Here is a 23969-nt window from a genome sequence, read left to right as displayed (position 1 = left end):
ACGGTGGCCCTGGCCAACAAGATGGCACGGATCTGCTGGGCCGTGATGGCACGGAAAACCGTCTACGGAGAAGCAGCCGCATAGAATACGACGCACTGGCGTCGCAACAGTTCGGAGGGTCTGCCCAAGAAGCGTGATGACTACCGGTTTTGCCGGGGATCAGGAAAACCCGTTCGCGAGACAGCGCCCAAAAGCGCGATGATTTGATAGGGACCATGATCCGCGGATATCATCAGGGCCCGCGGCCAACCGGCCGCACTACGAGGCCGGACATATGCAAGCACCCAACCGGATTCGACGCGCTTTGAGGAAAGACTTGACGAAGGGGGTGTCCACATATGTTTCGCGTGGCGCTGTTCATGGTGGCCACCCTTGCCAGCCTGTCGCTGTTCTTCCGTCAGGATCTGTCGGGGTTCCTGACCGGGTCGGGACTGGTGCTGGCGGTTCTGGGCTTTGCAATCCGCAATGTGGTGGCCGACACCTTTTCGGGCCTTGCGCTTGGGCTGGAGGCGCCGTTCCGCATTGGCGATTGGGTCAGCATCGACGGGCTGGCGCAGGGCCGGGTGCAGGACATCGGCTGGCGCACCACGCGTCTGGTGACGCGCGACAGCACATATGTGATCTTGCCCAACAGCCAGATCTCGCGCCAGAGGATCACCAATTTCAGCGCCCCGCGACCAGAATACCGCGATCACGTTGACCTGACCCTGCCCGTCACCTTCCCGGTGGCCGAGGCATGTCGTTTGATCGGCACGGCACTCGAGGGGGCACAGACCATCGTTCCCGGCAGGACACCCGAGGTGCAGGTCGCAAGCTTCAGCCCGCAAGGCATCACCTTCCGAGTGAAATACTGGGTTCCCCGGCATGATCTGGAAATCGCCTGCCGCAGCGAGGTCTACAGCCGTATCGATGCCCGGCTGCGCGAGCAGGGCGTGACGCTGATGGCTGGTCCGGCCGCCATCAGTGCCCTGGCCTCATAAGGTGGCAAGACGGCCGCGCCGCGACCTGCGGCAAGGCCCGGGCCGCAGATCACGATCCCTTCGGGCGGCCGATTGAAGCGGATCGCCCGCAAAGATCGCCCTCGCATCACGGCGCCGGCAATTCGACGCGCATCAATGGCGCCTATTGCTGCGGCCCAGCCCCTCAGCCGCCGCTTGCGATGCCCGATCCGCCAAAGCCCCCGCGCGAGGCGGCGGTGGTCTTGGTCATCGGCGCCAGGCCGATGGTGCCGGGCGGTTTGGTGAACTGGCTGGGTGACAGCTTGGCCTTGCCGGCGTTGCTGGAAAAGGTGCTGCTGCCGGCGGCATTGGTGAACTTGCCATCCGCCGTCCTGTAAAGCGGCTGCGAGGCGGCAGCGCCGCGCGCGTTGCCCATCATGTTGCCCAGCAGGTAGCCCATCATCAGCGGCATGAAGATCGACCCCGACCCGCCCGATTGCGCCGCCTGTTCGGTGCCGCAGGCGCCTTCGCCATGCTGTGCCTCGCAGACGGCAAGGCTGTCATAGCGCGGCGCGGATTCGACATGCAGCGCCTTTGCCTCGGCAAAGGCGGTGTCGCATTCGGCGGGGCTGAACATCCCGCCGGCATTGGCCGCGGCCTTGCAGCTTTGCAGGTCGGGAAAGGCCTGCGCGTCGACCTGTTCCTCCTTGCAGCCCGACAGGGCGAACGCCCCCATCAGCACAAGGGCCACATGTGTCGAACGTTTCTTCATATCCTGTGCTCCTGCGGATCAGTCACGGATGAAATGGGGCTTGAAGCGCGAAAGATCCTGCGTGATGCGTGATCGGTCCTCGCGGATGCCGATCCCGGCGCAGGATTCGCCAATGATCCAGGCGCCGATCACCGGGCGGAAACCGTCAAAGACCGGCAGGGGCGCATAGGCCTGCACGATGCGGGGGTGGTGGTCGTAGGCGCGCAGGGCGGCGGTTTCGGTCACGCTGCCCGCCTCGACAATGGTGATCGAGGCCCCTTCGCGCGAGAACACCGGCTTCGTCACATGGCCGGTGCGCAGCTGATCCGCCGCACGCCCGAACGCTGCCCGGACCGGCTGTGCGGCAGGGCCGGTGCCGGCCAGGGCCTGCGCCACGTCGGTTTCGAAAAACGCTGGCAGCAGGTTGGGATGGCCTTCGAACATCTGCCACAGCACGGCCAGCAGGCCCTTGTTCGACAGCAGCGCCTTCCATGGCGGCTCCAGGAACCGCGTGCCCGAAGACGCCAGATGCGCGGCGTAATCGTCGCGCAGCAGATCCTCCCACGGATACAGCTTGAACAGCGTGCCGATCACCCGATCCTGATCGTCGACGAACTGGCCATCGGGCGACAGGCCGATCTTGTCGAGATCGCAGTAATGCGCCCCCAGGCCCGCCTGACGCGCGGCCCAGCCCAGGGCCTCGACCGTGGCGTAATCTTCGGGGCTGCCGGCCTGTGCGGTGAAATGCAGGTCGGTGTCGGGGGCGAACAGCGCCGCAAGGCGTTCGACCAGCGCCTCATGGATGCCGTTGAACTGATCGTCGCTGTCACGCAGCACGCCGGCGGCGATCTGGTCTTCCAGCCAGGACCATTGAAAGGACGCGCTTTCATAAAGCGATGTCGGGGTATCGGCGTTGTATTCCAGCAGCTTGGCCGGGCCGGTACCATCATAGGCCAGATCGAAGCGGCCATAAAGCTCTGGCTGGCCTTGCTGCCAGCTGTCGGCAATCAGGCCGCGATGCGCCTCGGGGATGCACAGCTGCGTCATCAGCGCATCGCTGGTGACGATATGGTCCACGGCCTCGCGGCACATGGCGTGCAGTTCTGTCGCGGGGTCTTCGATGTCGTTCTCGATCTGGCGCAGGCTGAACCGATAGGCCGAGCTTTCATCCCAATAGGGCTCGCCATGCATGTCGGCGAAGGTAAACCCCACCTCTTGTGCCTTGTCGCGCCATTGCTGCCGTTCGGGTAGCGCGATCTTTTGCATAAGGGCTCCGGTCTGGAAAATGGGGGTCTGCAAGGCACGGGCGTCATAGCCGCAAAACTCCGGCCTGACCAGCGCAACGGGCGGCATGCTGGGCGGTCGGGGCTATGTAAATGGGGCGCGCCCGGTCCCTGCCGAAACCGGCGGGGTCATGCAGGGGTCGCGGCCTCCAGCCTTGCACCGTTGAAGCGGCCCAGCAGATCAAGGATCGCGGCACGGTCGGGCATCAGGCAGGCCGCCGTCGACAGCGCATCGGCCAGGGCAGCGGTCGGGGCCGAGACGGACACCGCCTGCCACCGGGCAGGGCAGGGCAGGCCGCTGTGCGGATCCAGCACATGGCCATCCAGCCCGGCCGCGTCAAAGGTGGTGCCGCGCGGGGCCGATGTGGCCAGCGCGCGCTGGTGCAGCGCGACCTGACCTTGCGGCGCCAGCTGCACGGGCCAGCCACCGCCGCCGGGTTGCCCGCCGATGGCGCGCAATTCGCCCGTGTCGATCAGGATGTCGTCCAGCCCTTCGGCCGCCAGCAGCGCGGCCACCCGGTCCGCCACATAGCCCTGACCGATCCCGTTCAGCGTCAGCGCCATGCCGGGGCGCAAGGTGATGGCGGTGCTGTCCATGCGCAGCCCGTCCCAGCCGGTCCGGTGCAGGGCATTCTGGCGCGCGGTGGCAGCGGGGCGGCCACCCTTGGCAGCGGCTTCGGCCCACAGCGCCCAAAGCGGCTGCACGGTGGGATCGAACCGCCCGCCACTGGCATGATGCACCGCACCAGCGACGGCCAGACAGTCCAGCAGTTCAAACGGCGGCGCGTCCAGCCGCCCGTGCCGGTTCAGCCGCGACAGGGCGCTTTCGGGGCGATAGAGGCTGAGGACATTCTCCAGCCGGTCGATCTCGGCCAACACGCGGGCGGCAATGGCGGCGCCGTCCGGGTGGTCCAGCCGGATCGAGGCGCGGGCGCCAAGCGCCTGGCCGGTCCACAGGCGCGGGGTTGCCTGCGCGCGCAGGGGAACCAGCACTGCGACGGCGGAAATGGCGATCAGGCGGCGACGGGTCAGCATGGCTTAGCCTCCGGCAGGGTGGGGCAGGGTTTTCAGGCGACGCAGGAAATCGTCGTCGCTGGCGGAATTGTCGACCGGGGTCAGCACCATGTCGGTGGTGATCTGCGACAGGGGCATCACCGCGCCGCCTTCGCGGGCGGCAAAGGCCTCGGCAGCGGCGCGGGTGGCGAAGGGCACGGTTTCGGGCGCGCCCATGCCCCCCTCACGGGCAGAGCCGACGACATACCAGGCGGTGTCGGCAGCGATCCAGCCGCCGGGCGCGTCCCAGCTGGCACCGGGGGCGCCCATGTCGTTGACCCAGATCGCAAGGATCGGGGCCATCTGTTCGGGCGCGCGGGCATAGGCGATGGCGTCGCGGACCTGGCTGAAGAACAGCGGCCGGCCCGGCATGCCGTCCAGATGCACCTGCGCCTTGGGGCCGGGGTGTTCCAGCAGGTTCATCTGGCAGTAATGGCCCAGCGTCTCGGCGGTCATCTCTTGCGGGGCGGTGTCTTGCGCCACCTCCTCCTTGCAGGCGCTCAGGGCCAGCAGGGCACAGGTCAGCAGCAGCGGAAGCGTGCGGGTCATGGTGTCACCTTTCGGAAAGCCGCCCAGGCCAGCAGGGTGCCGGCCACAGGCCACAGCAGGACCGAGGCCGCCGATTGCCACAGCGGGATCGCCCCGGCCGCGCCGCCGATGCCGCCCGCGGCCGCCGCGGCCTGCGAAGCGGTCAGGTTGAACAGCCGGAACGCATCGGCCGGGTTGGCCAGCAGCGCGACGGGCAGCACATGGGTGGTCAGCGCGCCGCCACCATCCGAGACGATCAGCGCCAGCACAGCCAGATCATAGAGGACCACGACAGCCAGCCACAGGCCGATGGCCAGCCCCGCCGCCCCCGAGGGCCGCCGCGCCAGCGCCGACAGCGCATAACCCGCACCCAGAAAGGTCGCGCCCAGGAGGACCGAGGACCACACCAGACGCCCCAGCGCCGGCAGCCCCTTGACCGCGCCCGGATCGGCCCAGATCGCCGCCAGCGCCGCCGCGCCATAGCCAAGCCCGGTGGCCAGCGCCAGAATTGCCAGATGCGCCAGCAGCTTGCCCAGCAGGATGTGCAGCCGCGAGACCGGATAGGTCAGCAGCAGGGGCAAGGTGCCGCGCTCGACCTCGCCGGCGATGGCGTCGAAGCTCATCAAGAGGGCCAGAAGCGGCACCAGATAGACCGCCAGCGAGGTCAGCGAGGCAACGATCACCGACAGCCGGTCAATGCCCAGATCGCCCGTTGGCGCAGCACCGGCCGCGGCCAGCACCAGCGCGAACAGCACCATCATGGCGGTGGCGATCGCCACCCAGCGGTTGCGAAAGGCGATGCGGAATTCGCAGGCGGCGGTGGCAAGGATGCGGCTCATGCCACGGCCCTCCGGTCGGGCGCCACCACAGCGCGATCGCCTGGGACCGGCGTCGGATGGGGGGCCTTCTGCCCCCCAGGCGTCCCGAGGGACGCCTCCCCCCGAGGGTATTTTGGGCAAGATGATGGGCAGCGGCGCTGCGGGCCAAGCTGGGGGTGGGGGGTCATTGTCCGTCCCTCCGGCTGAAATGGCTGTAGATGTCTTCGAGGCTGGGCGGGATCACATCGAGATCCGCGACTGCCGCGCCAAGGCTGGCGATCTGCGAAAGCCGTGCCAGCTTGTCGCCCTGCGGGCAGGTCAGGCGCAGCAGCCCGCCCGCCAGGGCCTGTGCTCCGGGCAGGGCGGCGGCCAGCGTGGATGCCTGCCCCGAGGCGGGGCGCACCAGCAGCGTGACGGGCAGCGCCGCGCGGGCGCGCAGGTCGGGCAGCGTGCCTTCGGCCACCAGACGCCCGCCGGACAGGATGAGGATGCTGTCGGTGCGCGCTTCGACCTCGGTCAGCACATGCGAGGACAGCAGGATCGCTGCGCCTTCGGCCGCCAGCCCGTCGAGCACATCGTAGAAGTCGCGCCGCGAGACGGGATCGAGGCCCGAGGTCGGTTCGTCCAGCACCAGCAGCCGGGGGCGGCCGATCAGGGTTTGCGCCAGGCCGACACGCTGGCGCATTCCTTTGGAATAGGTGCCGATCCGGCGCCGGGCGGCGTGGGCAAGGCCAACGCGGTCCAGAAGGCCCATGGCAAGGCGCGGATCCTCGCCCCGCAGGGCAAGGTAGTGGCGGATCTGTTCCTCGCCGGTCAGGGCGGGGTGGAAGGCGGCGTTTTCCGGCAGATAGGCCACCTGGGCGCGCGCGCCCGCCGATCCGGGCGCCGCGCCGCAGACCAAGACGGTGCCGGCATCATGGGGGATCAGGCCCAGGATGATCTTCATCATCGTCGACTTGCCGGCGCCATTGTGGCCCAGCAGCGCTGCGCGCCGGCCCGGCGCCAGCGACAGCGAGACGCCCGACAGCGCCTGCACCGCCTGGAACTGCTTAGTGAGATTGGAAATCGTCAGTGTCATGTCTAGGTCCATGATCCCAGCGCCCGGCCACCTCGGCCTCAAGCGGCAAGATGTCGGGGGGGACGGCAATCGTCAGGGGCCGCATCAGCGGGGCGCTGTCGCGCACGCCGCCGGGCAGGGTGGCGGGAAAGCTGGACTGGCTCCAGCGGATCAGCTGCACGGCCGGCGATCCGGTCATCAGGGCGGCGGCGGGCTGCGACCACAGGATCTGATCCATCATGTCATTGGGGCGATAGAAGCTGTCGGCAATTCCGTCGCCGTTCAGGTCAAAGGCCGGATGGTCGGACCAGTGGTTGCCCCGGCCATCGTGGCTCCATTCCATGTGGCGGGTGCCGACGTATTTCACCTGCTCGCGGTTGCCGATGAAGGCATTGCCGGTCAGCACGTTGCGTTCCGATCCGGCGGTGAAGTGAATGCCGATGCCGCAGCCCTGAAAGCGGTTGTTCCAGATCAGGTTCTTGTGGGCGTTGTAGATGAACAGGCATTTCGACGTGCCGCCGCGCACCAGGTTTCCGGTGACATCGGCATTGTTGGCATAGTTCAGCATCAGGCCGTGGTCGCGGTCGCCAAGGCTGAGGTTGCCGCGCACCACAGTCCGGTCGGAAAACATGATGGCAAAGCCCAGATGGTTGCCGATCGAGATGTTTTCCGAAACCTCGGTGTTGCGGGTATACATGAAATGCACCGCAAAGCGCAGATCGCGCATCAGGTTGCCGCGATAGATGCTGTCGGCGCTGGTGTTGGAAAAGATGCCGTCGCGGCCATAGCGGATCGTGTTGCGTTCCAGCAAGGTGCCGGGGCTGTTCCAGACATAGATGCCGTTGCCCCGTTCGTTCATCCGCGGATCGCGGGTGCCGGTGATCTGGTTGCCGATCACGCGCGCATCGCGCCCGCCATGGACGTCGATGCCATGCATGTTGCCGGTGATCTGCAGCCCTTCGATCAGCGCCCGGTCGGCGCCGCGCAGGATTTTCACCCCAGCGTCCAGTTCCTCGTTCACATGGCCCGATCCGGTGACGGTAAAGCCACGCAGCGCGATGTCGGGCGCGGCCAGCGTGATCACGCTGCCGGTGCCGCCGCCATCCACCACCGCGCCAAGGGGGCCGGTGATGGTCAGCGGGCGGTCGATGGTGACGGGGCCCAGATAGGCCCCGTCGCTCAGATGCAGCACATCGCCCGGCCGGGCCGCGGCAATCGCTGCGGCCAGCGTGCCCGCCCCCGGTGCCACGGGGCGTTCCCCGGCCGACAGCGGCAGGGCGACCAGCAGGGCAAGGAAAAGGGCGGGCAGGCGCATGGCTCAGGCCGCTTTCGGTTCGACGAACATGCGGCCGCGCATTTCCATGTGCAGCGCATGGCAGAACCACTGGCAGTAATACCAGTAGACCCCCGGATTGCCCGCAACGAAGGTGACGGACGAGGTCATCTGCGGCCCGATTTCCATGGCGACGCCATGGTTGCCCATGGTGAAGCCGTGGGTCAGGTCGTCGATTTCATCAAGGTTGGTCACGATCACCGTAACCTCGTCGCCCTGCTTCACGGTAAAGCTTTCCAGGCTGAAGGTCGGCGCGACGCTGGACATGTAGACCCGCACCTTGTTGCCATCGCGGATCACCGTATCGGCCCAGCTGTCGATATCGACACCGTCGGCCTCGGCCTGCTTGCGGGTTTCGGCCCACATCGGATCGTTGCGGTCCCAGACCGACTTGATGCCGGACAGGATCGAGGGATGGACCGAGATCGCATCATGCGGTTCGGCAAAGGTCGGACCATCGTGGACCAGCTTCATCTTGTCGCCGGAAATGTCGATCAGCTGGTCGTTTTCCGCCTTGAGCGGACCAACGTTCAGGAAGCGGTCCTTGGAGAACTTGCACAGGCACACCAGCCAGTCGTTGCCCGCGTCCAGCGTCTCGCCCATCACGGTTTTCAGGTGGCCGGGCTGATAGTGGACGTCGATCTTGTCCTTGATCGGATCGACCTTTTCGCCGGCATAGGCGCGGATCGCGTCGTTGATGTTCCACTTCACCACCTGGCTGTCCAGGAACAGCGAGGTATAGGCATTGCCGCGCCCGTCATAGGCGGTGTGCAGCGGGCCAAGGCCCAGTTCGGGTTCGGCCACCACCGCGCTGCGCGGATCGACGTCCGAGGCGAACAGCGCGTCGAACCTGGTCACATCCAGCACCGTCACCGTGGGCGAAAGCTTGCCGTTGATCACCAGATGCTGCTTGTCCGGCGCCATGTTGCAGCCATGCGGGTTGTTGGCGATGGGGATATAGCGGGTGAACTGGCTGTTCGCCGCCTTGCGGCCGTCCAGAACCTTGCAGCCGTTGACCTCTTGATACTGGCCGGCAGCGATGGCCTTTTCGATCTCGGCGATGTTGAAGACGACCACGTGGTCCATCTCGGCCTCGGTCATCTCGGCCAGCGTCATGCCCATTTCGCTGTTGTAGCTGGTCGCAAAGGCCCATTTGCCTTCGTAGTCGGCATCGCAGTTGTCGAGGTTGCCCGACACCAGCACCTGCCAGGCAACTTCGAACTTGTCGGCGTCGATGGCGGTAAAGACGTTCACATAAGTGGAAACGTCCGTCATGGTCTTGCCGTCGTTGATCAGCGGCGCCTCGTCCTCGCCGTTGCAGAAGACATAGTTCGAACGCGGCCATTTCTGCGGACGCATCCCGTGGATCCCCTTGGCATTGGGGATTTCCAGGATGGCATCGCATTTCATCACATCGCAGCGCACGCGGGCGACGCGGGTGTTGGCCTTGTCGTTCATGAACAGGAACCGGCCGTCATACTTGCCCTCGGTATAGGACATGTGGACGTGGTGCAGATCGCCATTGTCGTGGATCTTCTTGCCGTTGGCGGCCAGCTGGCGCCGGGTCGCCTCGGTCATGCTGCGCTGGTGGATGCGGATCGATTCATTGGTCTGGCCCCAGCCGGTCGCCGAGCAGCGGTTGAACACCGGAACCCGCATCAGCTCGCGCATGGACGGAATGCCCAGAATGCGCATCTCGCCCGTCTGGCCCGAGGACCAGAAGCCATAATAGTCGTCCAGCTGTCCCGGCGCGATGCCGCCATCGGCGCCGGCGGCACGGGCCGCCCCGCTGCCGGCCGCGCTGGCAACCCCGGCCGCGCCCAGGCCCAGCATGGCCGGTGTCAATGCCAGCCGGCCGCCAAGCGCGCCTGCGGCGGCGGCCCCCCCTGCGGTTGCGCCCAGCATGGCGCGGCGGCTCAGTCCCTTGTTCGATGTCGATTCCATGATCGGACTCCTGTGTTATGAGTTTCTGACACGGGCGGCGTTCGGATGCCCGGCCGGCGGGTTGCCCAGTTTCGGCGGCGCGCTTGAGGCCACGGCCTCGCGCCGTTTCAGCTTCTTGATGACAACGGGGCAGGTGGTTTCGGACTGGTAGAGCACCTGGCAATGCAGGCAGTTGATGCATTCGTTCGGGTTGATCTCGCCGGTGGGGTGGATCGACTGGACGGGGCATTGCCGGGCGCAGGTCTGGCACGGATTGCCGCATTCGTGATACCGCTTGAGCCAGTCGAACATCCGCAGCCGGGCCGGGATCGCCAGCGCCGCGCCCAGCGGGCACAGATAGCGGCAGTAGAACCGTTCGACGAACAGTCCCGCCACCAGCAGCGCCGCCGCATAGGCCACAAAGGGCCAGGCGCGCAGGAACTTGAGGATGATCGCGGTCTTGAAGGGTTCGACCTCGGCCAGATGTTCGGCCTGTTCCACGCTGACCAGCGACACGCCGAACAGCCCCAGGAAGATCATGTATTTCACCGGCCACAGCCGCTCGTGCAGGCCCCAGGGCAGGGTCCATTGCGGCACATGCAGCTTGCGGGCGATGCGGTTGGTGATTTCCTGCAAGGCGCCGAACGGGCACAGCCAGCCGCAATAGGCGCCCCGGCCCCAGAACAGCAGGGCGGCGGCCACGGCAAACCACAGGATGAAGGTCAGCGGGTCCAGCAGGAACGCCTGCCAGCTGAAGCCGCTGACCAGGCTGCCGAACAGCGCCATCAGGTTCACGACCGACAGCTGCGCGTTGAACATCCAGCCCAGCACGACCAGCGTGACGGTCAGATAGGCCATGCGGAAGATGGCAAAGGCCCGCTCGTTGCGCACCGCCCAGGTCTGAAAGAAGAACACCCCGGTCAGCACGATCAGCATGGCGGCCAGCACGGCGATCTTGGCCTGCGAATCCTGCCAGATGCGTTTCCACAGATCGGCCTGGGCGCTGCGCTCGTCGCGCTCGGTCACGGCGGCGACGGCCGGGGGCGGGGCAGGCGGGGTGACGGCGCTGAGGTATTTCGCCGGCAGCTGATAGCCAAGGTCGAAGGTATGGAACACCTTTTCGATCGGCCCCACCTCGCGGTGCACCAGCAGCTGGATGCGGAACGGCCTGGCCGGATCAAAGCCCGAGGCGGCAGGAATGCGGAACAGGTCGGCCTCGGTGAATTCGGGCGCGCCCTCGGCGGCCAGACTGCCCAGCCGGCGGTGATCGCGGTCGCGAAAGCGCACCGATACATCGTCCTGGATCAGCACGATCCGGTCAAAGATCCCGCCGCGCACATAGCCCGACCCCTTGAAGCTGTAGAGCCCCCGGCCCACCACCGCGATGGCCTGATCCCCCGGTTGCAGCCAGCCGCGCAGGTTGGCATCCGCCGCCTCGCCCAGCAGCGCCTTGCCGATGGCCGGCACCGACACCAGTGCGGCCTGCATCTCGATGAAGGTGGTCTCGGGCGGCTCGGTCAGGGCGCGCTCGCGGGCGCGGGGGTCGGGGTGGGCATCGAAAGCGGCATTGACCTGCCCGACATCCAGCGACAGCCGGCGCAGCGTGCCATCGCCTTCGGCCTGGAACCAGTCGGCGGGCGGGGCGGCATCGGGGTTGATCGCGTATTCGGGACCGCTGGCACCGCTTTCGGCCACCAGCCCGCCCAGCCCCAGCGCCCGCGCCACCTTGAGGCCCGAGCGCACGATGGAATCGTCGATCACCATCACCGTGACCGTCGCGCCCGAGATGATATCGACATCATGCGCCGTGCCGCCCGATTGCGCCTCGGCCACCAGATCAAGGCCGACATAGCCCTCGACCAGCGCGCGGACCTTGGCTTCGGGAATGCCGATCAGCACGATGGGTTCGGAATGCTTGACCAGCCGCAGCCCGACGATGCGGGCGTTCTTGTCCACGGCCACCAGCGTATGGATCGGCTTGCCCGAATAGCCCGTGGTGCCGACGAAATCCGACGTGACAAAGGCCCAGGCCAGCGTCTCGCCCCCCTTGAGGACCGGCACAACGGCCAGATCGGTGCGCGGTTGGCCAAAGCTGTCGGCCCCCGGCACCAGATCTGCGGCGGCAATGCCAGGCAGCAGATCGTCCAGCACGGTGCGCGCCGCAGCAGGAAACCCGGCCAATGCCAGGGCAAGGAACACGAACAGCAGACGGAACAGCTTCATGGCAGGTTTCCTACAGATCACGGGGCAACACTGCGCTGTGCGGCGATGACGATCTTTGCGCCGCAACAAACAGCGCTCGAAAATCTGACAGTCCGGAATTTGACCGGGCGCAAAGACCTGCGCCTTCGGATGTCAGAGGATGACGGGAACATGTTAACACGTTTGTGACATCCGGCAAGTTCCGGCAGGGAGCCTTTACATGACCCAAGACGATGACACCCGGTTTCTGGATGTGCGACCGATCCTTGCCGCCGGCCAAGAGCCCTTTGCCCTGATCATGCAGACCGTCCGCGCCTTGCCCGAAGGGGCCGCCTTGCGGCTGATCGCACCGTTCCGGCCGGTGCAACTGTTCAGCGTGCTGGCCCGGCGCGGGTTCGAAGCCGATGCCCGCCCGCGCGAGGATGGCAGCTGGGAGGTTCTGTTCACCCCCGTCGCCCGGGCCGAGGACATCACCCGCATGGCCCCCGGCAGCGCGCCCGAGGCGATGTTCTGGCCCGATCCGGTCTGCACGCTGGATCTGCACGGAATGGCATTGCCCGAAGCGGCAACGCGCATCCTGGCCACGCTGAAGCCGATGGCGCCGGGCGATGTGCTGTTCGCCCTTCTGGGCCGCGAACCCGATGGACTCTTTGCCGATCTGGCCGCGCAAGGTGATGAATGGGCCGGGAACTTTGCGCCGGACGGGCGGGCCTATCGGCTGCTGATCCGGCGCGGTGATCGGGCCTGATCCCCAGCCCCCTTGTGCGGGCGCCAGGGGCCGCCGATCCGCCACAACCCTGACCGTTCCATTGCCCATCACCTGCGCGCTGTGGGGCGCCGGCCTGCCCGCCGGACCCTTTCGGCACCATCCATGCAACCGCAAGGCTGTCGCGCAAACAGCCGGTTGCGGCTTTCCCTGCGGCGCAACATCTGCGATGACCGGACACAGGCAGTCGCGACCACCGCAGCAAAGGGCCGCTGATGGCGACAGACATGGAAACCCTGCGCAGCTTTGCGCTGTTCGCGAACCTCGATCCCGCCGTGCTGGAGCGTCTGACCCGGCGCGCGGTGCGTCGGCGTGTGGCCGCGGGCGATGCCGTCTTTCGCCAGGGGGAAACGGCGGCCAGCTTCTTCTTGCTGGTCTCGGGCCGGCTCAAGGTCACGCAGGTGACCGAAGATGGCCAGCAGATCGTGGTGCGCGTCGTCTATCCGGGCGATCTGTTCGGCTTTACCCGCGCGCTTGGTCGCCCCGACTATCCTGGCACGTCCCATGCCGTCGTCGATGCCGATGTGATCGGCTGGGCAACCCGGGACTGGGATCTGGTAGTGAACAGCAACCCGCGCCTGGCGGTCAATGCCATGCAGACCATCGGCCAGCGGCTGGACGAGGCCCATACCCGCCTGCGCGAGATGTCGACCCAGGATGTCGAACGCCGCGTCGCCCATGCGGTGCTGCGGCTGATCCGCAATGCCGGAACGGCCGATGGCGATGGCACGCGGATCGACTTTCCCATCTCGCGCCAGGACATCGCCGAGATGACGGGCACCACGCTGCACACCGTCTCGCGTATCCTGTCGGCCTGGGAAGGCATGGGGCTGGTGCGCGGCGGGCGCCAGCGGCTGACCGTGATCGACCCCGAGGGCCTGCGCGACATCGCCCGCCCCTGACCCTTTGCCTTGGCAATCGCCTGCAAGCTGGTGTTCATGCCGCCGCTGGCCCGCCGATCTGTCGTGCGCGCCCCCTTGTTGGCACACAGGCGCGACGCCGCGCGGCACGCCCTGAGACAGGTCATGTCGATCATGATCGTCTTGGTCTTTGCACTTTCGACGGCCCGGCCGACCATGATCGGGCCGAAGAACCCGTTGTAACCCCATCGGTTCAAAGGCTTCTTGGCGGACCCGTGTTCCGTCGGCGCATCAGATCACCGCAAGACATTGCGCTTGATACGGATCATGCTGCCAAGGACACCACCATCACCGACGCGTGGCTTGGCTTGGCGTTCTCGTCTTCAAGTGCCCTCAACCGCTTGGTCTCGGATACCGTCATCCCGGAATACCTCGCCTTCCCGGCATGGAATGTGTCTTCCGACATCCCGTGCTTGCGGCCGGGGTCAGCGCATTTCGCGCCGGGCCCATGCCCCTGCAAGAGGTCGATGGTCTGCCCTTTCGGCGGCAGTGCCTTTCTCATCGTCCGTCCTGTCCATGAGTCGGGTCCAGATCGCGATGCCCGGCGGGTCAAAGGTCGCCAGGGAGGTCACACCCGCTTGGCCACAGGCTGACGCAGCAGCAGCGCCCCATAGACCGCCGCGAACCCACCGAAAGCCCCGATCCAGCACAGGCCCGCCACGATGTGCAGTGTGCCCGCCATGTCTGGCCAGATCCCGGCCGCGAGCCGCGCAACGACCGACAGTGCAAGGGCCACATAGATCGCGACCGTGCCCGCCCCCGCCGTCAGCGCTTGCCCGGTATGGCCCAGCGTGGCGCGCGTCATCACCGCCAGCGTCATCAGGCCGATTGCCCCGGCCATCCACAGATGCTGAGCACCCGCCATTCCGAATGTGCCGGGCAACAGGATCTCTGCCGCCAGAGCCAGCGCCCCCAATGGCACGAAGGCATATCCTGCATGCAGAACTGTCACCAACGGTTCGGCCAGCGTCCGGTGTCCCTTCCAGCGGACAAGCCGCACCAGATGCAAGCCACCGGCCAGCGCAAGCGCCACGCCTGTCACCACCGCGACCGGCAGCGCGACCCAAAGCAGCAATGCCACAAGCAGCGCAACCAGCGCCACCTTGTCAAAGGGCTGCATCGGTGGCACCGGCAGGACCGCGCTGCGCCGCTTGACCAGCCAGTTCCTGGTGAACGATGGCACGACGCGCCCGCCGATGACGGCGATCATCATCACCCCCGCGCCGAGGCCCAGCCGCAGCCCGTATCCTTGCGCCGGGTAACCGTCCCGTACGGCCTCCCAGTGGAACAGCGTGTTCCCCAGGATGAATACGCCCTGCATCGCCAGTACGATCAGGTTGCGCCAGTTCTTCCCCGCCACGATCTCGCGCGCGATGAGCAGCGCAAAGACAGACGGAAACGCCAGATCTGCCACGGCCACCAACAAATCTGGCAAGCCGGCCGAGACCGCAACCGCCAGGCGGCCGGCCAGCCAGAGGGCCGCAAGCATCCCCAGCCGCCAGCCGACGATGGGCAGGCGCCCCGTCCAGTTCGGCACAGCCGTCAGCAGGAATCCGGCGACCACGGCGCCCAGATAGCCAAACAGGAATTCGTGCGCGTGCCAACTTACCGGATCGAAGGTGGTAGGCAGCACCGAATGCCCCGACAGCATCGGCACCCAGAGCGCCATCGCCAGCACGGCCCAGACCGCAGCCCCGAAAAAGAACGGCCGGAACCCGAAGGTCAGGATCGCCGGCCCAGTCCAGGCGCGCATCTGTTCGGTCGTCGTCGTCATCGTTCTGTCCTTGCCGCAGCGACCCCGTCCTCGGTGAGGATGAGGTCCAGCGGGATGTCATGAGGTTGCGGATAGATGGTCGACAGGCGCGCGGCGGACAACGCGATGCCGATGGTGAAGGGTCGTTGTGCGATCACGGCCAATGTCCGGTCGAAATAGCCACCTCCCCAGCCGAGGCGAAAGCAGTCGCCCGTCCACCCGAGGCAGGGGACAAGCGCGATGCCCGGGGTCAGCATCTCGGCCTCGGGCGGGGGCACGGGAATGTTCCACGCGCCACGCAGCATCTTTGCCCCCGGGGTCCAGCGGCGAAAGATCAGCGGCGCCGCGCGTTCCTCGACCACCGGCAGGGCAAGTGTCAGGCCCTTTGCGTGCAGCCTTGTCAGAAGCGGGCGCAGGTCAGGTTCCCCCTTGATCGGCCAGTAGCCGGACAGGACGGTGCCCTGTCCCACCCCGCGCTCGGCCAGTTCCCTCTCCAGAAGCTGACCGATCCTGGCCGAGACCCGTGCCCGCCCCGCCTGGCCCAGTTGCTTCCGCAGTCCCGCCAGCCGGACCCGCTCTGCCCGCCGCCAGCGCGCGACGTCTCGCGCCTGGTCAGGGTCGACATACGCTGGGTCCACCTCTGCCGCCATGCAGGGCGGCGAGGCATATGTGCCCCTGTTGGTCATGCCGCAGGCTCGAACCGGGGAGAGAACACATCGGTCTCCGGCACGATATGGGCGCCCAACTCGTCAAGCAGGGTCGCCGTGCCACTGTAGCGCGACCACCCGCAGGCATGCCCGGGCGGCGCCGGGGCGTTCGTCAACTGCCCGATCCCCCCGATGGTTTTGGCATGATCCGCCATCTCGCGCGCCAACGCGGTCGAGGCCTGCGGATCATTGGCAGGACTTTGATCGACACACTGGGCTAAGGGCACCATCGGCGCAAGGTCGGCCCTGCGCATCCCGTGATACCGGGTCAGGACGTGACCAATCAGAGCGTTGGTTTCCGGCGGCAGGTCGCTGGCAAGACCCTCATACATGGGACGCCCCTTCGCGATGGTTCTTCGGGCCGGGCCGACCTCGAGTCGGCCTGAATTGGCATTTGATTTACCGATTACGCTTCTGTAATGCGTATTGCAAATACCAAATCAGGAGCGCGACCTTGCGTCTCACATCCTTCACCGACTTCGGGCTGCGCGTGCTGATGCGCATGGCGGGCGATCCCGGCCGGGCCTTCACCACTGCAGATCTCGCTTCAGAGTTCGGCGTGTCGCGCCATCATCTGGCCAAGGTGATGTCGGCCCTGTCTGCCGCGGACCTGCTGGAGACCCGGCGCGGCGGTGGCGGCGGCGCGATGCTGGCGCGGCCCCCCGAGGATATAAGGCTGGGCGAGGTTGTGGCGCTGCTCGAGTCCGGGCAGTCGTTGGTTGAATGCTTCGCAGTCACTGGCAATACCTGCACGCTCACGCCGCGATGCCGGTTGAAGGCGCCGCTGGCCCGGGCCAAGGCCGCTTTTGTCGCCGAACTCAACCGGAGCACACTTGCGGATTGCATCTACGATCCCGAAGCCGTCTGACGCGCCGCCAGCGCCATCAAGCCCCGGACGCCGCTGCGCATCGCCATGATGACCAGACGCATTTGGGACGCGCCGCCCCGAACCTCGCGCAGACCAGCCGCGTTGCCGCGACGGTGACGGTTGCCAGACGATAGGCCCACTGGCTGTCCCGCCACGGGCCAGAGCCCGCGACGATATAGGCCGGACCGGCCGCAGTGTTGAACCACAGCAAGAAGCGGACGATCGCGCGCGCCCAGTGGCCAGCAGATCGCCACGCCCTGCACCCGTGACGTCAGAAGCACGGCGATACCCTCGCGACTGACCGCGCTGCGACGGACATCCGACCCGTGAAGGTCGGCGAGGCCGCTCCAGGTTCAATCTAGCCGAGGCTTCCGAAGGCCTGCGGACCATGCCTGCCAGAGGACGTCGGTGGTGTCTGAGGACAAGAGGCATTGATCGAAGCCTTTACTGACCCGGAGCACGCGCGGCAGATTGACAAGGCGCGCACGTCAGACGGGTCCCTCGATCCGGACGATGCCCGCATTGACGGGATCGTTGGGCGTTGTGGTCAGCGAGCGGGCAAACGGGCTTTGTCGCCCGGCAAGCCCAAAACCACCCAAGACCACATTCCAAGCTCCGCCACTGTCTGCGGCCTGCGCCGCATGGTTACCCTTGAGCCCCTGCCCAGCATGACGAACCCGGCGTCCCGCCTGGGGTTTCGGGACGATTGACACAGGCGGCGATTATTAAATATGTTAGTTCGTAATATAATACTAATAAGCCCCCCAAGAGCGAAGCCGCGCGGAGCCAGCCTGTCATGACGCCAATCCAACCCAGCGAAAAGGTGGCTCAATCGCTCCGGCGGCAGACTCTTTGCGCTCCTCTCGCAGCCAGGGGCGGTGGATGGACCCGGCAGGGGCCAGCGACGCTCTGGGCCATCTGTGCAAGCTGAAATCATGCGGGCGGGGTGGATTTGGCCGGACGTCGGGCGATGACCGAACAAAACCCCGGACGCCGGCCGACAGGTGTCAAGACTGGACTATGCCGTGATGCGATCGCGGGGCTGACCGGGGCGGTGATCGTCGTGCCGCAGGGCGTGGCCTTTGCCGCAATCGCGGGGATGCCGCCTGCCTATGGCTTTTATACCGCGATGGTCCCCGTGATGGTTGCAGCCCTTGCCGGATCATCCCGGCTGGCGGTTTCGGGGCCCAACACGGCGATCTGCCTGATGGTGTTTGCCGCGCTGTTCACCCATTTCCCTGTCGGCTCGCAAGGCTATGTCGAGGCGGCGGTGCTGCTGGCCCTGATCGTCGGCGTGTTGCAGATCGGCTTTGCGCTGGCGCGGATGGGGGCGCTGATCGACTTCATCTCGCATTCGGTGATGGTAGGGTTCGTCACGGCCGCCGCGATCCAGATTCTGGTCAGCCAGGTTCCGCAGGCGCTTGGACTGACGATGGCGCGCACACCGGATCTGCCAAGCACGCTTGTCGCCATCCTGACCGCGCTGCCCTCGGCGCAGCCGGCCAGCATTGGCCTGACCTGCCTGACGATCATGGTGGCACTGATGTGTCGCTGGGTGGCACCGAAATGGCCGGCCTATCTGGTCGCGCTGCTTGCAAGCAGCGCCCTCGCCCCGCTGTTCGGGCCGCTGCCCGAGGTTGGCGCCGTCTCGCAGGTGTTTCCCCGGCTGCGCCTTGCCATGCCCGACCCGGCACTTGTGCGCGAGCTGGCCCCCGCCGCATTGGCAATCGCCATTGTCGGCTTGCTGCAATCCAGCTCGATCGGGCGGTCGTTGGCGCATCGCACCGGCCAGCCATTCGACAGCAACCGCGAATTCCTGGGGCAGGGCCTGTCGAACGTGGCGGGGGCCTTGTTCCAGTGCTTTCCGGCGGCAGCCTCCTTCACCCGATCCGGTGTCAACCTTGAGGCAGGCGCGCAATCCAGGCTTGCTGCGGTCTTTGCCACGCTGATGCTGGCAGCGATCCTGACCGTGGTCGGGCCGCTGTTTGCGCATGTGCCGATGGCGGCGATTGCCGGCATCATCCTTCTGGTCGCGGTGCGCCTGATCGACATCGCAGAGCTGCGCCAGATCCTGCGCGCCTCTCGGGCCGAGGCAGCGATCACCGCCACGACCTTCCTGATGGCGTTGCTGGTCAATCTGGAATTCGCCATTCTGGCCGGGGTGCTGATGTCGCTGGCGGTGTTCTTGCGCAACACGGCGCGGCCCCATATCGGGATCGGGGCGCCCGATCCCTCGACAGGCGGGCGCATCTTTCGCGATGCGGCGGAATACGGGTTGGCGGAATGCCCGCAACTGGTGGTCGCGCGGATCAACGGCCCGCTCTATTTCGGGTCTGTCGAGTTCATCCGGCGCGCGTTTCGCCGCATCGCGCTGGATCGGCCGGGGCAACGCCACATGCTGTTCATCGTCAAGGGGGTGGGCGAGATCGACCTGCCTGGCGCCGAGCTGCTGCTGGAGGAGGCCGAGGCACGGGCCGCACGCGGCGGGGCATTCCATCTGCAGACCCGCACGCCGCGCCAGCTGGAAAAGGTGGCGCGGCTGCATGTGCTGCGCAACCTGACGCGCAGCAACATCCACCTGAGCAAGGGCGCCGCAATCGAGGCGATCGTGCCGACGCTGGACCCCGACATCTGCCGAACCTGCACCAGCCGCATCTTTCGCGAATGCAGCCAGCGCCCCGGAGGGCAAGCAAAATGACCGCATCGCTGATTCTGGGCGTCAACCATGTGTCCTTTACCGTCACCGATCTGGATGGCCCCATTGCCTTCTTTCGCGACGGGCTGGGGTTTGGCCTGACATCGCGCATGGGGCGGCCTGCGGACCTGGCTGAGGCGCTGACCGGGATACCCGGCGCCGATGTGGAAATCGCCTTTCTGCAAGGCCCCGGTCTGGTGCTGGAGCTGATCCGCTTTCTGGCGCCCGGTGGTGCGCCCGCCGGGCTTCCTGCGGCGAACCATCCGGCTGCGGCACATGTGGCGCTGGAAACCGCATCGCTTGCACAGGTCTTGCAGCTGGCGCAGGCCCATGGCCTGCGGCAGGTCGGCGCCGTGGTTCGTGTCACCACCGGGCCGAACCGTGGGCGCCGTCTGGTCTATCTGCAGCATCCGGCCGGGGTTGGCCTGGAGCTGATATCGGACGAAGATTCCGATTGACAGGTCGCCAAAACAACATAAAGTCCTAAACAACGAACTATACGATGTAAGCGGACTCCCATGGCCATCCGGCGGGGGACACCGGACAGGGTGATACAACATGCGACTGACCTTCCTTGGCTCGGCAGCGGCGCTGGCCGATCCTGACCGCGCACAAACCGCCATCCTGCTGGAGCTGGAAAGCGGCGCGAAATACCTTGTCGACTGCGGCGAGGGCGCGACGCGCAACATGCTGAAGGCCAATGTGAATCCGGCCGAGGTTGGCACGGTCTTCCTGACCCATCTGCACATGGATCACATCATCGGGCTGCCCTATCACATCCTGACCGGCTGGATCTTTGGCCGGCAGGCGGCACCGCATATCTATGGTCCTCCCGGCACCGCCGATTTCCTGCGCAACGCGCTGGAAGGCGGGGCCTATGATGTCGATATCCGGGCGCGCGGCGCCTATCCGATGCGGCAACAGAACATGGTCGCGGTGCGCCCCGTGGTCCGCGAAATCACCGAAGGGGTGATCCATGACGATGGCGCGCTGCGGGTGACCGCGCTGCCGGTGCGTCATATCCCCGAGGACATCTGCATGTGCTACGGCTTTCGGCTGGAGGCCGAGGGCAAGGTGATCGCGATCTCTTCGGACACGGCGCCGTGCGAGAATGTCGGCAAGCTGGCGCAAGGGGCGGATCTGCTGATCCACGAATGCACCTTTCCGCAAAGCTTCATCGACCATCGGGCGCGAACCGGCGTGGGCACGTTCAACCACACCACGCCAACCCAGGTGGGTCAGATCGCGCGCGATGCAGGCGTCAAGGCGCTGGCCGCCACGCACTTTGGCCATTTCGACACGGTCAATCCCGCCCTGAAACGCGCGGCGGGCGCGCATATGCCGGTCGAGCTGTGCGGCCCGCACCTGATTGACGAAGTCGCCGCCGACATTCGCGGCGCCTTTGGCGGGCCGCTCTATCTGGCCCATGACCTCATGCGGATCGACCTCTAGGTCGGGACGAAACCAACAAAAGCAATAGAACCAACAGGTGAACGACATGACCAGATCGACACGGCGGGCCACCGCCCTGCTTGCCTATCTTGCGCTGACCGGGGCGGCGGTCGCCGACCCGGTGACGCTGCGCCTGTCCCACTGGCTGCCGCCGACCCACCCGATCGTCACCCAGTCGATCGAGCCCTGGGCCAAGGCGGTCACCGAGGCATCGGGCGGCACCATCACCTTCGAGATGTTCCCCGCAGCCCAGCTGGGCAAGGCCGAAGATCACTATGACCTTGCCCGCGACGGCATTGCCGACATGGCCTGGCTGAACCCCGGCTTCAATCCTGGCCGCTTCACCGCCTTTGCCGCCGTGCAGGTCCCGATGACGGTCTCGGATGGCATGGGCGGGATCGCCGCGCTGAACGAATGGTATCCCGAATATGCTGCCTCTGAAATGTCGGACGTGCATTTCTGCCTGGCCCACATGCTCTCGCCGCTGATCGTGCACAGCAAGACGCGGGTGGAACGGCCCTCGGACCTGCGGGGGATGAAGATCCGCCCGTCCTCGGCCATGGAGGCGCTGTTCATCCGCAACTTCGGCGGCAGCACCGTGCCCGGTGGCAACCCCGAGGCGCGCGAGATGCTGGACCGTGGCATCATCGACGGCACCACCGGCGTCGTCGGCTCGCAGTTCGTGTTCAAGACCATCGACTCGGTGAAATATCATCTGGATGTGCCATTCTCGGCGGTGTCCTTCGTGATGGTGATGAACCCTGACACCTATGCCGGCATGGACGATGCGCAAAAGGCCGTCATCGGCAAGTTCTGCAGCGGGCAGGCGGCGACGACCTATTTCGCCGCGCCCCAGACCTTCGAGGACGAGGGCTTTCGCAAGCTGCGCGGCATGACCGACACGCACGAGGTTGTCACCCCATCGCCCGAGGCGCTGGCGGAATGGAAGGCAGGCGCCCAGGCGGTCGAGACGGAATGGGCCAAAGAGGCGACGTCCAAGGGCCTTGATCCCGCGGCCATCCGGCAAAAGCTGCACGGTGCCCTGGCCGCCCACAACGCGGCGGTGAACTGAGGCAGCGCCCGCGCGTCACCGGCCGACCAAGGCGCGCGGGCCCAGACAGGAGACCGCAGATGGATCAAGGCATCCGCTGGATGGAGCGCGCCGGGGCGCTGGCGCTGTTCCTGATCATGGGGGTGATGGCGGTGACCACCGTCACCCGATACCTGTTCAACTACCCGATCCCCGACGCCGATGCGATCTGCCGCATGTTGCTGGCGGTCGTGGTGTTCTGGGGCCTGGCCGGGGCCTGCCGCAAGGGCGAGCATATCGAGCTGGACCTGATCGTGAATGCCTTGCCGCGCGGGTTGCGCGCGCTGGTGGTGCGGGCCGCGACCGGCATCACCTTTGTCGCGCTGTCCATCATGGCCTGGATGTCCGCCGGCCGGATCGCTGATCTGTGGCGCAGCGGGGAAAAGACCTATGACCTCGGGCTGCCGCTGTGGCCGTTCTATGCGGTGGCCTTCGTTGGTCTGGTCGTATCGGCCCTGGTGACCGGGTTGGTCCTGATCGGCTGGATCCGCGCCAAGCGCATCGACGGAGAGTTGTGATGCATTACGATGCCGCCCTTCTGGGCTTTGCTGCGGTGTTCGTGCTGATGGCCATGCGCGTGCCGATCGGGGTGGCGCTGGGGGTTGTCGGGGTCATCGGCTATGCGATGGTCGTCAAGACCATGCCGGCGCTGAAACTGCTGGCGCTTGCCCCGCTGCGCACCGCGTCGGATCTGAACTTCGCCGTGGTGCCGCTGTTCATCGTGATGGGCGTCCTGGCGCGCAACGCCGGGATTTCGGCCGATCTGTTCGGCGCCTTCCGCACCTGGCTGGGTGCGCTGCGCGGCGGGCTGGGGCTGGCCACCATCGGCGCCTGCGCCGGGTTCTCGGCCGTTTGCGGATCGTCCATCGCCACCGCCGCCACCATGGCCAAGATCGCCGTGCCGGAAATGACCCGCGCCGGCTATGACGACCGCTATGCCGCCGGAACCGTGGCGGCCGGGGGCACGCTGGGGATCCTGATCCCGCCGTCGGTGCCGCTGATGATCTACGGCATCCTGACCGAGACCGATATCGGCACGCTGTTCATTGCCGGCATCGTGCCCGGCGTGCTGGCCACCTTGCTGTACATGGCGACGATCTTTCTGATCTCGTGGCGCAATCCGGCGGCCTTTCCGCTGGGTCCGCGCACGAGCCTGGCCGAAAAGCTGCACTCGCTGCGCAACCTGTGGGCGGCCATCGTGATCTTTGCCGTCGTGATCGGCGGGATCTATGGCGGGCTGTTCACCGTGATCGAGGCCGCAGGCATCGGCGCGGCGGCCACGCTGATCGTGTCGGTGCTGCAAGGGCGCATCGGCCCGGCCATGGTGGCCGACAGCTTTGTCGAGGCCGTGCGCACCACCGGCGCGCTGTTCACCATGTTGATCGGCGCGATCCTGTTTTCCACCTTTCTGACGGTCACGCGGGCACCGCAGGATCTGGTCGGCTGGCTGTCGGGGCTGGATCTGCCGGCCTGGGGGATCCTGGCGCTGCTGCTGGTGATGTATTTCTTCCTGGGCTGGTTTCTTGATGCGCTGGCCATGATCATCATCACCGTGCCCGTGGTCTATCCGGTCATCGTGCAACTGGGCTATGACCCGATCTGGTTCGGCATCGTGCTGGTCATCGCCTGCGAAATGGGCCTGCTGACACCGCCCTACGGGATCAACGTCTTTGTCATCAATGGCGTCGTGCCGACCATCTCGATCCCCCGGATCTTCCGCGGCGTCATCCCCTTTGTCGGAATTGACGTCCTGCGCCTGGTGCTGATCGCGGCCTTTCCGGCGATCGCGCTGTTCCTTCCCCATCTGATGCGCTGAGGATTTCATGCAGCCA

Annotated in this window: 23 protein-coding genes and 1 pseudogene; 11 read left to right on the top strand and 13 right to left on the bottom strand. The window is 66.4% G+C overall.

Going from position 1 to position 23969, the window contains the following annotated elements; translation table 11 throughout:
* Positions 1-338: 338 nt before the first annotated feature.
* On the top strand, positions 339-980 hold the full coding sequence (locus G481_RS24170; RefSeq protein ID WP_035026394.1) for a mechanosensitive ion channel family protein: 642 nt from the start codon (positions 339-341) through the stop codon (positions 978-980).
* A 163-nt stretch (positions 981-1143) separates the two neighbouring features.
* Here G481_RS24170 and G481_RS0116065 read toward each other — a convergent pair whose 3' ends face one another.
* From G481_RS0116065 to G481_RS0116025, 9 genes are all read right to left on the bottom strand, one after another.
* Complete coding sequence (locus G481_RS0116065; RefSeq protein WP_028030934.1) at positions 1144-1710, bottom strand: DUF1190 domain-containing protein; 567 nt, start codon at positions 1708-1710, stop codon at positions 1144-1146.
* Between the two features lie 18 nt (positions 1711-1728).
* Entirely contained in the window at positions 1729-2955 is a 1227-nt protein-coding gene (locus G481_RS0116060; protein WP_028030933.1) for a glutathionylspermidine synthase family protein, read from the bottom strand.
* Positions 2956-3101: 146 nt separating this feature from the next.
* Entirely contained in the window at positions 3102-4007 is a 906-nt protein-coding gene (locus G481_RS0116055; protein WP_028030932.1) for an FAD:protein FMN transferase, read from the bottom strand.
* 3 nt (positions 4008-4010) lie between these two features.
* Complete coding sequence (locus G481_RS0116050) at positions 4011-4574, bottom strand: nitrous oxide reductase accessory protein NosL (RefSeq protein WP_028030931.1); 564 nt, start codon at positions 4572-4574, stop codon at positions 4011-4013.
* A complete protein-coding gene (locus G481_RS0116045) occupies positions 4571-5392 on the bottom strand; it encodes an ABC transporter permease (RefSeq protein ID WP_028030930.1) in 822 nt (273 codons plus the stop codon). Before G481_RS0116045 ends, G481_RS0116050 begins: the two co-directional genes overlap by 4 nt.
* Positions 5393-5555: 163 nt before the next feature.
* Entirely contained in the window at positions 5556-6449 is an 894-nt protein-coding gene (locus tag G481_RS0116040) for an ABC transporter ATP-binding protein (protein ID WP_028030929.1), read from the bottom strand.
* Positions 6421-7743, bottom strand: coding sequence for a nitrous oxide reductase family maturation protein NosD (locus tag G481_RS0116035; protein WP_028030928.1), 1323 nt, complete (start codon positions 7741-7743; stop codon positions 6421-6423). The genes G481_RS0116040 and G481_RS0116035 overlap by 29 nt, the downstream gene beginning before the upstream one ends.
* 3 nt (positions 7744-7746) lie before the next feature.
* Positions 7747-9705 carry a TAT-dependent nitrous-oxide reductase gene (gene nosZ, locus G481_RS0116030; protein WP_028030927.1) on the bottom strand — a complete coding sequence of 653 codons (1959 nt, stop codon included), beginning with the start codon at positions 9703-9705 and terminating at the stop codon, positions 7747-7749.
* 15 nt (positions 9706-9720) lie between these two features.
* A complete protein-coding gene (locus G481_RS0116025; protein WP_028030926.1) occupies positions 9721-11907 on the bottom strand; it encodes a NosR/NirI family protein in 2187 nt (728 codons plus the stop codon).
* Positions 11908-12106: 199 nt separating this feature from the next.
* Between G481_RS0116025 and G481_RS0116020 the strand changes: the two genes are divergently transcribed.
* Together G481_RS0116020 and G481_RS0116015 are read left to right on the top strand one after the other, a co-directional pair.
* The gene (locus G481_RS0116020; RefSeq protein ID WP_028030925.1) at positions 12107-12634 is read left to right on the top strand and encodes a DUF2249 domain-containing protein; all 528 of its coding nucleotides are present in this window, start codon (positions 12107-12109) and stop codon (positions 12632-12634) included.
* A 233-nt stretch (positions 12635-12867) separates the two neighbouring features.
* Positions 12868-13554, top strand: a complete 687-nt coding sequence (locus G481_RS0116015; RefSeq protein WP_028030924.1) for a Crp/Fnr family transcriptional regulator — start codon at positions 12868-12870, stop codon at positions 13552-13554.
* A gap of 325 nt (positions 13555-13879) precedes the next feature.
* On the opposite strand, the pseudogene G481_RS0116005 reads toward G481_RS0116015, so the two are convergent.
* The 4 genes and pseudogenes from G481_RS0116005 to G481_RS24165 all read right to left on the bottom strand — a co-directional run.
* Positions 13880-14074, bottom strand: a pseudogene (locus G481_RS0116005) (transposase); the annotation flags it as partial.
* 66 nt (positions 14075-14140) lie between these two features.
* Positions 14141-15346 (bottom strand): NnrS family protein, encoded by a 1206-nt coding sequence (locus G481_RS0116000; protein ID WP_028030921.1) that lies wholly within the window; start codon positions 15344-15346, stop codon positions 14141-14143.
* Entirely contained in the window at positions 15343-15963 is a 621-nt protein-coding gene (locus G481_RS0115995; protein WP_245594990.1) for a 5-formyltetrahydrofolate cyclo-ligase, read from the bottom strand. Before G481_RS0115995 ends, G481_RS0116000 begins: the two co-directional genes overlap by 4 nt.
* 44 nt (positions 15964-16007) lie before the next feature.
* A complete protein-coding gene (locus G481_RS24165; RefSeq protein WP_051294593.1) occupies positions 16008-16364 on the bottom strand; it encodes a hypothetical protein in 357 nt (118 codons plus the stop codon).
* 122 nt (positions 16365-16486) lie between these two features.
* Here G481_RS24165 and G481_RS0115985 point away from each other — a divergent pair, with 122 nt between their 5' ends.
* From G481_RS0115985 to G481_RS0115950, 8 genes are all read left to right on the top strand, one after another.
* The gene (locus G481_RS0115985) at positions 16487-16900 is read left to right on the top strand and encodes an RrF2 family transcriptional regulator (protein ID WP_028030919.1); all 414 of its coding nucleotides are present in this window, start codon (positions 16487-16489) and stop codon (positions 16898-16900) included.
* 431 nt (positions 16901-17331) lie between these two features.
* Positions 17332-17610, top strand: coding sequence for a hypothetical protein (locus G481_RS0115980; RefSeq protein ID WP_028030918.1), 279 nt, complete (start codon positions 17332-17334; stop codon positions 17608-17610).
* A gap of 260 nt (positions 17611-17870) precedes the next feature.
* A complete protein-coding gene (locus G481_RS24160) occupies positions 17871-19598 on the top strand; it encodes a SulP family inorganic anion transporter (RefSeq protein WP_035026392.1) in 1728 nt (575 codons plus the stop codon).
* The gene (locus G481_RS0115970; RefSeq protein WP_028030917.1) at positions 19595-20053 is read left to right on the top strand and encodes a VOC family protein; all 459 of its coding nucleotides are present in this window, start codon (positions 19595-19597) and stop codon (positions 20051-20053) included. Before G481_RS24160 ends, G481_RS0115970 begins: the two co-directional genes overlap by 4 nt.
* Before the next feature lie 100 nt (positions 20054-20153).
* Positions 20154-21047: an MBL fold metallo-hydrolase gene (locus G481_RS0115965; protein WP_028030916.1), complete on the top strand. Its 894-nt coding sequence runs from the start codon at positions 20154-20156 to the stop codon at positions 21045-21047.
* A gap of 46 nt (positions 21048-21093) precedes the next feature.
* A complete protein-coding gene (locus G481_RS0115960) occupies positions 21094-22119 on the top strand; it encodes a TRAP transporter substrate-binding protein (RefSeq protein ID WP_028030915.1) in 1026 nt (341 codons plus the stop codon).
* A 59-nt stretch (positions 22120-22178) separates the two neighbouring features.
* The gene (locus G481_RS0115955; protein WP_028030914.1) at positions 22179-22655 is read left to right on the top strand and encodes a TRAP transporter small permease; all 477 of its coding nucleotides are present in this window, start codon (positions 22179-22181) and stop codon (positions 22653-22655) included.
* Positions 22655-23953 (top strand): TRAP transporter large permease, encoded by a 1299-nt coding sequence (locus G481_RS0115950; protein ID WP_028030913.1) that lies wholly within the window; start codon positions 22655-22657, stop codon positions 23951-23953. Before G481_RS0115955 ends, G481_RS0115950 begins: the two co-directional genes overlap by 1 nt.
* The last annotated feature ends 16 nt before the right edge of the window (positions 23954-23969 follow it).

The sequence above is a fragment of the Gemmobacter nectariphilus DSM 15620 genome (assembly GCF_000429765.1).
GTDB classification, from domain to species: domain Bacteria; phylum Pseudomonadota; class Alphaproteobacteria; order Rhodobacterales; family Rhodobacteraceae; genus Wagnerdoeblera; species Wagnerdoeblera nectariphila.
Note: the sequence above shows the minus strand (reverse complement) of the source record. Positions and strands in the feature narration are given on the sequence as shown.